We start from the raw sequence: 13,862 nt of genomic DNA, 5'->3' as shown, positions 1-13,862 counted from the left end.
CATTATTCAAACTTGAATAATAAAGTTGTTTGTACCAATTCAAGATGACAAGGTGTAATTTTGCACATATTTTTCGAGATAATAATAGAAGCCGTCCACTCTGCGGCAAGATCACTTGCATTCCGGGACGGCCTTTTTATTTCTTATGAATATGTTTACGTTTAGTCAGTCCACATACCTGCCTTGCTCCGGCACAGCCACCTTATCAAAGTGACGGGCCAAATATTCCAGCCCTTCCTGTAAAACCTGACCTGACACAGGCTGACCATGCCCGGTTATAGCAAGCTTGGGCCGCAAGGTTGCCAGCTTCAGTACGGATGCCTTGGCCAGCTCCCAATCTGAAGTGAAATACGCAGGCGGGCCGTGCAGCTCAACCTCCTGGGACACAACCGCCAGAGCGGACTCCTGCTTAACGGTAATGATCGCATCACCGGCAATTAATGTTCTGTCACAATCTCTGAACAGTGAAACATGGCCCGGGCTGTGCCCAGGCGTATGAATCCAACGCCACTGCGGCAGGAAAGGAACCGATCCATCTTCAGCCAGTCCCTTTACCCGGTCTCCCAAATCAATAGCTTTATGAGGATATACCGGTGAAATCCTTGCCATCAATCCCCCTCCCACGCTTGGGTCGGCTGGAGGATAATCCTGCTTCCCGGTCAGGAAGGGAAGCTCCAGCTGATGCGCGTACACAGGCACGTTCCACTTCTCCGCCAAAGTGATCACCCCGCCCACATGGTCGAAATGACCATGGGTAAGGATAATTGCTTTAGGCGGACGACTATATATCCGGTCTACTTCTTCCTCCAAGGCTGTAACGGTGGGTCCGAGTCCTGTGTCAACCAATACCCAGTCCCCCCCGGCAGGATGGCCGACCAGGATTACGTTCGCAATCAGCGTGCGTACATAACCAAGGTCCTCCGTAACCTGCTCGGCATCAATCGTTCCTGTTTTCAGTATGCTTTTCCCGTTCATTCGAATCCCTCCTGAACCTCGTTTAAGCCGTTAGGCTGCTTCAGCTTAACCGTAATTTACCCCCGGTTCAGGCAGTCTAATACGCATAAATCAGAATACGGACTCCTCATCGGATGAACAGACCTCACATTTATTTGACAAAAGGGAACAGCAGCTTCTGGTTATCCGGCCACAGCATATTGTCCAAATCAATCAGCTTGGTTCCGGTATCAAAGCGCTCGGGAATGCTCCCTCCCTCTGCCAGCTGTACAGCAGATGCCACGGCCAGGTAGCCGTTGCTGTATGGATTCTGAACCACCATCGCCTGTACAGTACCCTTCTGAAGCTTCTCCAGCATCTCGGGTGGATTGTCAAAGGTAATCAGCTTCACCTTGCCGCCTTTGTGGAGATAATCAATCGCTTTCCCTACTCCTATGGAGGCTTCCGCATTTAGTGCAACGATTCCTTTGATCTCAGGGTACTCTGCAAGCATAGTCCTTGTAAGAATGTTAGCCAGCTCCTCATCGGAGCCGCAGTATAAAGTATCCACAATTTTAAGCCCCGGGAAGCGGGCAATATAATCTGTGAAGCCTTCTTCGCGTTGATCCGCATTACGAGCGCCTTTCACAAAGTTCACAATCCCGATCTGCCCTTCGGTGCCGGTCAGCTCTACCAGCCGCTCAGCCGCCTTTTGCCCGGCCTCATAGTTATTGGCTCCGACGTAAGTCTTCACTTTGGTAGAAGCAACTTCCGCATCCATAGACAGCACCGGAATGCCATGATAGGAAGCCTGATCCGTCACTTGTGCCAGAGCCATATAATCACTCGCCGACAGGATTATCGCATCTGTGCCCTGCAGGGTCGCCTGCTCCATAAGCGCGATCTGTCCCTTGTAATCATTTTCGTTCTTTGGAGCCAGGAAATCCAGCTTGACGTTGTACTCCTTCGCAGCAACCTCTGCCCCCATTTTAACCGTATTCCAGTAATCTCCATGATCCATTTTCACAATCATACTGACTCGGGTAACCGTCTCTTCCTCGGTGTGCAGCTGGCCCGGAATCGAGCATGACCCTGTCGACACAAACAGTACACCTAAGACTCCTAGGCGAAGGACAAAATTCTTCCAGCTCATGCGCTCCCTCCATGATCCGACTCAGCGCTTGCCGGGACAACTGGCAGCTTCACCGTAACCGATGTTCCTTCTTCAAGCTCGCTTTCAAAGGTGAGTCCATATGGCTTGCCATAGTATAAGGAGATCCGCTCATGGACGTTTCTTACCCCAACTCCCGAACCGCTGTCTTGTCTTGATTTCCCGGACAAAATGCCCCGAAGCACATCCTCGGACATGCCGATTCCGTTGTCGGTAACCCGAATGAAGAGGGATTCCTCCTCAATCCAGGCATAGATTCCGATAAAGCCTTCGTCCACCATCATCTCAATGCCGTGATGGATTGCATTCTCAACCAGCGGCTGAAGAATCAGCTTTAAGGTCATGCAGGACAAGGCCTCGTCCTGGGCTTCAATTGCATATTGAAATTTATTTTTGAAACGGATCTTTTGAATAATCAAATAATTGCGGATATGCTCAAGCTCATCCTGGACAGGAATAATGTTGCTGCCTTTGCTCAGACTAATTCTGAAAAACCTGGACAAGGAAGTAATGGTGGTCACCACCTCTTCCTTGCGCCCCATCTCGGCCATTCGTGTAACTGAATTTAACGTGTTATATAAGAAATGAGGATTAATTTGCGCCTGAAGCACCTCCAACTCGCTTTTGCGCTTCGCTTCCTGCTCCAGAATAATCTGATCCATCAGCTCACGGATCCGCCTGATCATCAGATTAAACCGCTTCGATAGCTGCTCAACCTCATATGCCCCGCTTACATCAATGATGGCGCCGAAATCCCCTTTCTCCACCTTTTTAACTGATCTTTCCAGCGTACGAAGCGGCTTGGCTATCCGGTAGGAGACCAGCACAGAGACAATAAGCACGATACTCAGCATAATCAGGAGAAATCCGATCATAAAGGTATTCAGGTCCTTCTTCGTGGTCATGATCTCATCAGCGTACGTTACACCTACGACCTTCCAGCCTGTCGGCTGTACGGTCTTGATCGTAATAATACGCTCCTCCCCGGTGGAATCGTCAGTATAATTGCCGTACTGATAGTTAAGAACCGGTTCCAAGTTCTCATATTTCAGCCCTGCATAGATTAGCTGCTGCTGGGGATGATAGACCATGTTGCCGACCCCGTCGATAATGTATACATAACCTTTCTTGCCCAGACTAACCCGCTTGCTCAGCTCATCAATGGTCCGGAAATTGATATCGACATCCAGAATGCCTTTCTTCTTGGCACCCCCATCGGTATAAGTGATCTCCTTGCTCATGGATACAACCCAACGGTATGGGGACTTAAACACATTCTGGATATGCGGCGCCGAGAATTGCAGCAGCCCCGGGTGCTCCTGCGCCGCTTCGAACCAGCCCTGCCGGGTAAGCCTGGAATTGGGCCGCATCTGCTCGTTCGGCGTATTCCAGACCAACTGGCCATCCTTCGTGAACAGGGCGATCGAGACCAGATCCTGCCTTGTCTTCAGAATGGTGCCTAGTTGGCTCCGCAGCTGCTCTCCTGAAATTAAAGGTGCATTCCCCACACTTTCTTCCACCACCTGAAAAATATCCTTCATGCCCAAAACATAGAATTCCAGATTCGAATTAACCTGATCGATGATCTGTCCGATGTTGAGCACCGTATTCTCTTCCGATGATTTGGAGAACCGGTTATACAGCATAATGCTGACCAGTAGCACGGTAATGATCGTAACCAGCATAAAGCTTAAAGTGATGATGACCTGTATTTTTTTATAATGAAATCGGCTAAATGGCTGGAACAGAACTCTCCAGAATCTCATGGCGCTTTGGCTCCGCTGCGGAACTCCTTCGGAGAGATGCCAAATTTCTTGCGGAAGCAGAAGCTGAAGTAGTTCGGATCGGCGAATCCAACCTTCTCGGCAATTTCAAAAGCCTTCAGTTCCGTATGCAGGAGCAGCTCCTTAGCGGCATCCATGCGGATGCCAAGCAGGTAATTGACAAAAGTCATTTTCATTTCCTTCTTAAAAATTGTACTGAAATATCCCGTACTGATATGCAGATGCTCACATACCCGGTTAATTGAAATATCGCTGTCCTTATAATGCTCCAGGATATACTCCTTGGCTTCCTCCACGAGTCTGTTGTAGCTCGATTCCCTGTCCATAGCGATGGAGCTTCTAAGCTTTACACACAGATCCTTGAACCAGGTCCTGGCTTCTATAATATGTTTGAATTTTGTGATCTCACCAATCCCCGTCCCCCCGCTCCCGAACAACTGCTCAAGATCCACTTGAAGCTCCTTCGCCACCTTCACTGCTGCCGTAAGCATCTCAAGCAGATAAATCTGAAACTCCTGATAAGAAATTCCAGCCTCCATGATCTGATCAAATAAATGATCCAACAAAGCGCGGATTTCCAGCTCAGTTCCCAGCTTAAGACACCTTATAAGCTCCTGCTCGCTTAGTTGAATCTCCGTCCGCTGCCGGGCAGGACGATTCTCCACATCCTCAATCCAGATCACTTTATTCCCACCAAGGATGAGCCGGTAGTCCATGGCCTGTTCCGCTTCCCGGTAGGACAAGTGAACATTTTGCAAGCTGATCTGTACGGTACCCGCTCCTGCTGTCACCGTCATTTTAAGAAACCGTTCAACATTGTGCCTTATTTCCTCCAGCACTTTTAACGTCGTCTGACTGAGACCATCGGAATCCGGTCCCTCACCTGTGCTAAGCAGCACAACCTCATCATGATGAATAAACGTATGGCCGATTGCATACTTCTCCCCAACCTCCGCTGCGATATTCAGGACCGCGAACAGTTCAAGATCCTGGTCGTACATCAGCTTAAGGGATGACAGACCGTCTTCCCTATCCCTCGGCCGGGGGTCAAGACGCAGGATGGACACCATAAATCTGCTGCCTTCCAAGTCCAGGGAATAGGACAAGAGCTTGTCTCGAATCTCTCTCAGCGGAAGCTGCTTGGATACCAACGAGGAGAGGAACATACTTTGAAGCACCGGCAGATTCTTGCGGTAATGCTCGGTCAGAACCTGAATATTCTCTTTGTCCGCGGCCTCTTCGTCCAGATGATCTTTTACTTTCTGCAAAATATCTATGAATTCCCGGGAAGAGAAAGGCTTGAGCACATACTCATCGATCTGAAGCCGAATCGCCTTCTGGGCGTATTCGAACTCCTCATATCCCGTCAATATTACAATTTTGGTCCCCGGATAATGCTCACGTATCCATTCTGACAGCTGAAGCCCATTCATAAATGGCATCTGGATATCCGTCACCACCACATCGGGCTGATGCCGCTCGATCATCTCCGAAGCTTCACGGCCATTCTCTGCGGTATCAGATACCTCGAATCCGAGGGAACTCCAGTCAATTTCAGTAAGCAGGCCTTCTCTGACATCCGACTCATCATCAACCAATATCAATTTGTACATATCATCATCCTTCGAGGTGATCTAACAATTCAAAGAATCTAATTCATGCTGCAACCTCATTGTAACCGTTTACCTTTAATCCCTCAACGGATAGGACATCCAAAACCAAATGGGAGTTGCATCTTGCATTTCCTTTTTTAGCACTTTTTTGTTAGAATAGTGAACTGATTGGTTAAATATGGATAGACCATAAATTTCTAAGAAGGAGATCAACATGACAAAGAAATGGATTACAGCTGTTATTCTAATTGGTTTATTAACAGCCTGCGGGAACAAAGCTGCGTCTGACACAAAGACTGGAGAAGCTGACAACAAACAGCCTGCCGTATCAACAGAAGCCAAGACGCCTTCTACAGATTCGGGAAGCACAAATGACAAACAAGGAACTTCTTCAGACAACAAGCAGGAAACTTCTTTCGAGAGCAAAACTCTTGAAAACGACCAGTTCGCGATTTCTTATCCAAAGGATTGGAGTACATATGATGAGAAGCAGCTGAACAGTCCCCTGATCAAAGCGGCCTTTTATGATCCGAAGCCTGAAGGAAAGTTTGCCAGCAACCTCAATGTAACCGTAACCCCTGGCGCATCTTATACAGCCAAAGATATTGCGGATAACGCGACCAAAGTGCTGCAGGAGAACGGGGAAGCAAATGGCATGAAGGATTACAAGGCTATAGATTTCACCGAAGTGGATCACAACGGCTTCAAAGCCGCCCTCTCCACAGCGAGCTATTCGAACCCGCAATCTTCCACAGACGTTGTGCTCACCCAATTAATTGTTCCAGCCAAAGAGAACACATATGTGGTCAGCTACTCAACCCCTAAGAAGGATTATGATAAAGACAAGGATACCCTGATCAAATCCATTATGGATTCCTTCAAAGTCAAAGAGTAAACAAACCAGAGGACAGCCACCAGATAGGGCTGTCCTCTTTCTTTCGTTAAAGAGCAGAAAAAAGTCATCCCATCAAGGGATGACTATGTGAAGGTTATTTATTTCAAAGTTTTGTAAAGACGGTATCCTGCGCATTCAAATCCGAGCCGTTCATAGAACGGTCTGGCGTCAGGACGGTAATGGTTATCATCCCCGGTGGACAGGAACAGCTCCTGGCTGCCCTTGCGTTTTCCCCAGGCTTCCACTTCTTGAATCAGAGTGGTTCCAATCCCCTTGCCTCTGTGATTCTCATCCACAACAAGTGCGGTAATCCGTGTAACTGGCTGTTTCATTTCATGGGTCTTCAATTGCTTAAGACTGATGGTGCCTACAATCTTGCCATCAAGCTCTGCAACAAAATTCCGATAATTCGGATGATTCTCCAGTGCGGTAAGTCTCTCTTCCATTACACTCACCGTAGTAGGGTAGCGAAGCTGTCTCATTAAAGCCGTGATTTCCTTCGCATCGTGATGTGAACATTTGCGGATTAAGAGTGCCGGAGCACACACCTGATTACTCATTTTCAGCCCATTCCACCTTTAATAGACTTGCCGCTTTTTTGGCTTGGATACGTGCATTGTCCACATCTTCATCTGCACTTAGCGCCACCGCCATCCGTCGCCCCGGCTTGCTGAGCGGCTTACCGAAAATTCTAACTTGTGTACGGGGGATTTCCAATGCTTCATGAAGACCATTAATGATGAATCCTTCTCCCTCGGCTTCCGCTTTGAGTGTCGCGGAGGCACCAGGCGTCAGTACGTGCACACTAGGTACCGGGAATCCCAGAATAGCCCTAACATGCAGGGCGAACTCAGACAGATCCTGGGTCACCATCGTTACCATTCCCGTGTCATGCGGACGCGGGGATACTTCACTGAACAAGACCCCTTCGCTTGTCAGGAACAGCTCCACACCGAACAACCCATACCCACCTAACGCATCAGTAATCCGGCGGGCGATATCCTGAGCCTCCAGCAGAGCCTTCTCCCCCATGGGATGGGGCTGCCATGATTCAATATAATCGCCATCCTTCTGAATATGACCAATAGGTGGACAAAAGATCGTTCCGGATACGGAACGAACCGTTAACAGTGTAATTTCACTGTCAAATTGAATGAAGGATTCCACAATAACTGCGGCTCCTTTGGCACGGGCACCTTCCAGTGCCGCATTCCAGCTGGCTTCTGCGTCTTCAGGAGTCCGGCATACCGTCTGGCCTTTCCCCGAGGAGCTCATTAACGGCTTAACCACACACGGTGTTCCGAGTTCCTTAACCGCTTCTTTTAAGCTGTGCAGACTGTCCGCGAACCGGTAAGCGGCTGTTGGAATACCCAGTTCTTCCGCTGCAAGACGGCGTATGCCTTCACGGTCCATCGTCAGCCTGGCTGCCCTGGCCGTCGGCACCACATGGTACCCTTCCTCTTCGAGCTCGAGCAGCGCAGCTGTGGCAATCGCTTCGATCTCTGGAACAATAAGATCGGGTTTCTTGTCATAAATTAAACTTTTAAGTGCATTCGCATCCAGCATATCAATGACATGTGACTCATGGGCCACCTGCATGGCAGGCGCGTGTTCATAGCGGTCCACCGCAATGGTTCTGACCCCGAGTCTTTGGGCCTCTATGATGACTTCCTTACCCAGCTCTCCGCTGCCCAACAGCATCATCGTTCTGGCACGCTCAGAAAAAGGAGCACCCCACATTCCTCAGAAATCCCCCTTATGAATATGGAACGGACTGTCCTAGGTCCTCCCACGCAGATAAGTGTTTCTTCTTATCTATTTTCCGGGTTTCTTGTCTAGAATGCAAGAGTGCTCTACGAAAAAAATCTTGGATATCCGACACAAAGTTACAAAAATCTGAATTGTGCTTCGATTAATCCACTGTATATTCCCTTCTTCTCCAAAAGTTGGTCATGGGTTCCTTCCTCTTTGATTTCCCCATGATCCAGTACCACAATATGATCGGCATGTCTGATTGTAGAAAGACGATGAGCCACAATAAAGGACGTTCTGCCTTTCAGAAGCACCTTCAGTGCCTCCTGAATCTTAAGCTCAGTCTCTGTGTCAATACTCGCCGTAGCCTCATCAAGAATGAGAATACGCGGGTCGGCCAGAAGCGCCCGGGCAAAGCTCAGCAGCTGACGCTGCCCCATGGACAGCGCACTCCCGCGCTCCTCCACCTCGGTATCATAACCACCCGGCAGCTGGGATATGAACTCATGGGCGTCCACCGCTCTCGCGGCCGCCTCCACTTCCTCATCCGTAGCGTCCAGGCGCCCGAACCGGATGTTGTCCCGGATCGTTCCTGAGAAGATGAACGTATCCTGGAGCACAATCCCGATCTGGCTGCGCAGACTCTGAAGTGTGACATCCCGAATATCATAACCGTCGATCGTGATCCGGCCCTGAGTTATATCATAGAACCGGCTGACCAGGTTAATAATCGTGCTCTTCCCTGAACCCGTATGACCCACCAGGGCCACAGACTGACCTGCCTTGACCGAAAGGTCTATCCCCTTCAGGGCAGCTCTTCCTTTCTCATACTCAAACACCACGTGATCAAACCGGATATCCCCGCGGATGACCGGAAGCGGCTTAGCCCCTTCCTTGTCGGCGATCGAAGGCTTCTCATCAATAAACTCAAAAATTCTCTCGGATGAAGCCATGGCCACAAGCAGCTGATTATACATTTGCCCCAAACGGTTGATCGGGTCCCAGAAATTGCCTACATAGTTGCTGAACGCGACCAGCAGACCAATCGTAATTTCACCCGATTGAATGAGATAGGCCCCGAGCCAGAACAGGATGAAGCTGCCGATTCCGCCCGTGATCTCGATCAGAGGACCAAACATTTGGTTCATGGCGGAAGCTTTGTCCCAGGATTTCTTGCTGTCATAATTCATGGCATCGAAGAAACGCATGTTCTCCTGCTCCTGGGTATAAGCCTGGGTTACCCGGATACCTTGAATAGATTCATTCAAGTGTGAGTTGATTCTAGAGTTCTTCGTGCGCACAACCTGCCAAGCAATACGGATGGTCTGGCGCAATTTGGTTGAAATGAAGAACATGATTGGCACAGTTACCATAACCGCGAGCCCCAGCTTCCAATTGACCAGAAGCAGGATGACAACAATACCGACAAGCTGGACGCAGTCGATCATGAGGTTCACAACCCCATTTGTGAACAGATCCTGCAGGGAATTGACATCGTTTGTCACCCGGACCAGAACAGAGCCCGCCGGTCTCTTATCGTAGAAATTAAAAGACAGCTTCTGAATATGCCGGAATAAATCCGATCTTAGGTCATAGATCACACGTTGGCCAATGATGTTCGTATACTTGATCCGGTAAGCACTCGCTCCCCATTGGATAAGATATAATAGGATAACAGAACCGGTGATGATATAAAGAAGACTGAGACTGCCCTCCTTCACAATCGCTTTATCGATCGCCAGACTTGTTAAATAAGGAACAGTCAGTTTCGTAATGGTCCCCAGAATCATCATGAGGATAATCAGCGGCAGGAGCTGTCTCGCATACGGTTTCATATAAGAGAACAGACGCCGGAACTGCTTCCAGTCAAAGGCCTTGTCGATCGCATCATCGTCTTTGTAGATAAATCTCTCGTTCAGCTCGATTCTCTTCTTCAAGCCCGGATCCTGCTTCCCGGTTGTCTCGGTCTGTGTACTCATGCCGGATTCACCTCATCTTTCCCTTCGGACTGCCTGGACAGAAAGTCTGCATATTGGATTCGGAATACGTCCCGATATGGCCCTTCCACATGAATTAGCTCGTTGTGGGTCCCCTGCTGCACGACCCGTCCTTGATCCATAACCAGGATCAAATCCGCATGTCTCAGCGAGGATATTCGGTGGGCAATAATAAAAGTCGTTCTCCCCCGCATAACTTCCTGGAATCCGGTCTGAATCTCATGCTCAGTTTCCATATCCACCGCACTTGTAGCGTCATCCAGAATGAGGATCTTAGGATTGGTTAAGAGGGCGCGGGCAATTGCGATCCGCTGCTTTTGGCCCCCGGAGAGCCCCATTCCGCGTTCACCTACCACTGTGTCGTAACCGTCTGCGAGTTCCATAATGAAATCATGGGCCTTCGCCAGCTTGGCAGCCCGGATGATCTCCTCCATAGATACATCCTTAATGCCGTAGGCAATATTGTTGCGGATGGAAGATGAGAATAAGAACGTCTCTTGGAACACAGTGGAGATCTGACTCCGAAGCTGCTGGATTTGAATTTTTCTAATATCCGTCCCATCCAGCAGAATACGTCCTTCATTTACGTCATAGGCACGCATCAGCAGCTGGATAATTGTTGATTTACCCGATCCTGTTCCGCCCAGGAAGCCAATCACCGAGCCGGGCTTTGCTTCAAAATTGATGTCTGCCACGGCAGGCATCTTATTCCCGTATGCGAAAGTCACATGATCAAACACCACGTGCCCTTTAATGTTCTCTGGCGCAAGCTGAATCGTATCCGGAGCGTCCTTCACATCGATAGGCTGGTTGAGAATCTCCAGCACACGCTCCCCGGAAGCCTTGGATTGGGTATAGTTATTGATATGGAAGCCTAGACCCCAAAGCGGTCCGATAATGAACCAAATCAAGCCGAAGAAAGCAACTAACTCCCCAAGTGACAGGGATTTATGTATGACGAGTGAACCCCCAAACCCCAGCAGTATAGCAACGCTTACAGAGGCCAGCAGCTCCATAACAGGGAAATATCTGCTCCATAGCAAGGCAGCGAAGATCTGATTAGACTTGTAACGTTCATTTCGCTCAGAGAATTTCTCCACCTCGTGTGGCTCTCTGGCAAAAGATTTGACGGTTCTAACCCCGGTAATGTTCTCCTGAACCGAAGTGGTCAAGGAACTTAAAGCCAGACGCATCTCCTGAAACGCCGGGTGAATCTTGGTTTCAAATTTCCATGCTACAGCCACAAGCAGAGGCATGGTAATCAGAGTAAGCAGGGTAAGCTGCCAGTTAATAGAAAGCATCATTACGGCTCCGAAGCTGACCATAAAGAAAAGGTTCAGCAGCTGGGCAAAGCCAAACCCGATAAACAGTCTGATGGCTTCCAGGTCCCCGGTCAGCCGCGACATCAAATCCCCGGTTTTGGCCGTATCGTAATACCGGAAGGATAGGAACTGCAGCTTCTCGTAGCAGGCATTACGCAGGCGGTATGCCAAAAAATTGCCCAGTCTTCCACCAAAGTAACCGCTTAAAAATTGCAGGAATGCTTTCACCACGATAACTGAAAGCGCTATTAAAGCAAGATACGGTGCTTGCTCATACTTCCCCGGTCCAACCACATCGTCAATCAACCTTCGAAGCAAATTAGGGTACACCAGCCCCAGGGCTGTGGCCGCTGCCAGACATAGAATCGAGAGAATTAACAAGTAGTTCTTCTCCCGATAATAGACGTGCAATTGCCTGAGAACATTCATAAGTCTCCTCCTCGCTGCCAACCGTCATATTATGGAACATTTATGAAGTTTACCATCCTAACTTTAAGGCAGCAAAGAGGAAAATTGTTCATTTAATAGGGTATTTCAGAGCGGATCAGACTTAGGTGATGCTAATCCGGTATCGCCTTCTAAATCCTCCCGAATGCTCAGGATATCTGCCGAAGCTGCTGTTCACTTTCGGCCAGCCTTTTGCCCAGGGCGATTAAGGTGTCTGTCTCGTCTCCAGAAGCTTGAATTCCGCGTAATTCTTCTTCCCACTCCACCCATAATTGTTCAAAGTGATCGGCCATTTCCTCAAGCCCGCGGACCGCCTCATTACAATAGTATGAAGATAAGGTTTCCTGAATTCGGTCTGCCACTTCTTTTACCATATCATCGAGTGGCGCGGCCAGGGCTTCCCGTAGAGCTTCCCTGCCGCTGCCTTCAAAGAAATGCTTCGGATTCTTGAAATAAGACCAATAATCCTTCCAGTTAAACCGGCCAGTCAGCAGCCCTTCCCCTATTTCCGGCGTGGCCCATCCCGAGAATTCCTTTACAAATAAGGACGGCCTTGGTTCGCGGCCCGACTCATGTTCAAGCCATTTGCCGGCCTCCCGGCTGATCAGGGCATCAACTTTCTTCTCCAGCCGCAGGGAAGTGGCAAGAAGCTCGCGCTCCAATTCACCGGATAATCCAGACATCCAATCATGCAGCGATACGGCAAATTTCTTCTTCATATCGCCCCCATCCTCCTGAAGCAGGGATGGATGGAAGAATTCACGGTACAGATCTATAGAGGCCAGACGCACCCGCTGGCGGACGTGAAATACAAGCTCACCGGTCTCCTGAATAATTTCTGGACTGAGATCCGTACCTCGAAGACAGACGAGTGACTCTTGATAGCTACCACGCTCCTGCTCCAGTCGCTGGATCAGCTGCTCCCGTTCGGTCCCGGATTGAGACAGGGCGCTAATGCGCTGCTGTACCCGAAGAAGACTCTGGTGAAGCTCATCGGCTGCCGATGCAGCAGCCAGGCCGCTGAGGTCATGCCCAATGAAGGAATCAAAGACCGAAGCAAATTCTGCGAATCCAGAGACCGACAGGGAAGATTCATCTCCCGCCAGCTTCGCCTCCAGGGCGTTCAAGCTGGATACCGGATAAATCTGAGGACGTTCTATGCCCGCGGTTCTGAGGCTGGAATCCACGTGGGCAACAACCTCATGCAGCTCTTCCGAAGATGAAGCCAAATCGGCTGCATTCACGATGAAGAACATTTTATCAAGCGCAAAGCTGCCTTTAACCCGGCCAAGCTGGGCTAGAAACTGTTTATCGGCGCGGGAGAACGCATGGTTGTAATACGTGACATAAAGAAGGGCATCTGAATTTTTCATATATTGAAAGGTGACACCTGTATGGCGGGCATGAATTGAGTCCGCACCCGGTGTATCCACTAGTACAATTCCCTGTTCAGTAAGTGGACAGCTGTAGTACAAATCGATCCCGGCCACGTAGCAGGCCCGATTCTCTTCGGCCACAAAGGCGGAAAATTCGGCCATGTCCACCGTAAGACTCTCACCGAGGTGGCCCGAATTCTCCTCCCAGCCAAGGGCGGCCGCTTGCAGGAAGCTGTAATGGGACCGTCCAGAGGCTGGAATATCCTTAGCTTTCAGCTTCCGCACAGTGTCCAGCCAGTTATGCTCCTGCCAGGACCCAATCTGAAGCACGCCGAAGGAATAAGCCAGATCCTCGCGCATAGCCTCCGGGCTCTTCAGCTTCACCACAGCTGTGCCGTGGGCGAAGCCGTCCTCCGGCGCGAGAATACGATTGATCGCCGCGGTGGTCGGATGCGGCGATACCGGCAGTACGCGCTGCCCGAGCAGGGCATTCGCGAAGGAAGACTTGCCCGCGCTGAACGCCCCGAACAGCGCGACCGTGAACCTGCCGCGGCGCAGCTCCGCCGCCCGCG

Annotated in this window: 10 protein-coding genes; 1 reads left to right on the top strand and 9 read right to left on the bottom strand. The window is 49.8% G+C overall.

Translation table 11 applies throughout. The annotated features are described in order from the left end of the window. Nucleotides 1-165: 165 nt before the first annotated feature. From BN6628_RS10860 to BN6628_RS10845, 4 genes are all read right to left on the bottom strand, one after another. A complete protein-coding gene (locus BN6628_RS10860; protein WP_068617258.1) occupies nt 166-975 on the bottom strand; it encodes an MBL fold metallo-hydrolase in 810 nt (269 codons plus the stop codon). Nucleotides 976-1,105: 130 nt separating this feature from the next. Beyond that, nucleotides 1,106-2,086, bottom strand: coding sequence for a substrate-binding domain-containing protein (locus tag BN6628_RS10855; RefSeq protein ID WP_068617256.1), 981 nt, complete (start codon nt 2,084-2,086; stop codon nt 1,106-1,108). Further along, nucleotides 2,083-3,870, bottom strand: coding sequence for a cache domain-containing sensor histidine kinase (locus BN6628_RS10850; RefSeq protein ID WP_068617254.1), 1,788 nt, complete (start codon nt 3,868-3,870; stop codon nt 2,083-2,085). The genes BN6628_RS10855 and BN6628_RS10850 overlap by 4 nt, the downstream gene beginning before the upstream one ends. Further along, nucleotides 3,867-5,501: a response regulator gene (locus BN6628_RS10845; protein WP_068617252.1), complete on the bottom strand. Its 1,635-nt coding sequence runs from the start codon at nt 5,499-5,501 to the stop codon at nt 3,867-3,869. Before BN6628_RS10845 ends, BN6628_RS10850 begins: the two co-directional genes overlap by 4 nt. Before the next feature lie 214 nt (nt 5,502-5,715). Here BN6628_RS10845 and BN6628_RS10840 point away from each other — a divergent pair, with 214 nt between their 5' ends. Continuing rightward, complete coding sequence (locus BN6628_RS10840) at nt 5,716-6,396, top strand: PsbP-related protein (protein ID WP_068617250.1); 681 nt, start codon at nt 5,716-5,718, stop codon at nt 6,394-6,396. A 98-nt stretch (nt 6,397-6,494) separates the two neighbouring features. On the opposite strand, the gene BN6628_RS10835 is transcribed toward BN6628_RS10840, so the two are convergent. The 5 genes from BN6628_RS10835 to BN6628_RS26305 form a co-directional block, all read right to left on the bottom strand. Next, a complete protein-coding gene (locus tag BN6628_RS10835) occupies nt 6,495-6,956 on the bottom strand; it encodes a GNAT family N-acetyltransferase (RefSeq protein ID WP_082926872.1) in 462 nt (153 codons plus the stop codon). Then, the gene (purT, locus tag BN6628_RS10830; RefSeq protein WP_068617248.1) at nt 6,949-8,136 is read right to left on the bottom strand and encodes a formate-dependent phosphoribosylglycinamide formyltransferase; all 1,188 of its coding nucleotides are present in this window, start codon (nt 8,134-8,136) and stop codon (nt 6,949-6,951) included. Before purT ends, BN6628_RS10835 begins: the two co-directional genes overlap by 8 nt. A gap of 146 nt (nt 8,137-8,282) precedes the next feature. Next, a complete protein-coding gene (locus BN6628_RS10825; protein ID WP_068617247.1) occupies nt 8,283-10,127 on the bottom strand; it encodes an ABC transporter ATP-binding protein in 1,845 nt (614 codons plus the stop codon). Further along, a complete protein-coding gene (locus BN6628_RS10820; protein WP_068617246.1) occupies nt 10,124-11,896 on the bottom strand; it encodes an ABC transporter ATP-binding protein in 1,773 nt (590 codons plus the stop codon). Before BN6628_RS10820 ends, BN6628_RS10825 begins: the two co-directional genes overlap by 4 nt. A 167-nt stretch (nt 11,897-12,063) precedes the next feature. Next, nucleotides 12,064-13,862, bottom strand: a 1,799-nt coding sequence (locus BN6628_RS26305; RefSeq protein ID WP_187386129.1) for a dynamin family protein, incomplete at its 5' end; no start/stop codon positions are given.

This window comes from Paenibacillus tuaregi (genome assembly GCF_900086655.1).
Taxonomy (GTDB): Bacteria; Bacillota; Bacilli; order Paenibacillales; family Paenibacillaceae; genus Fontibacillus; species Fontibacillus tuaregi.
Note: the sequence above shows the minus strand (reverse complement) of the source record. Positions and strands in the feature narration are given on the sequence as shown.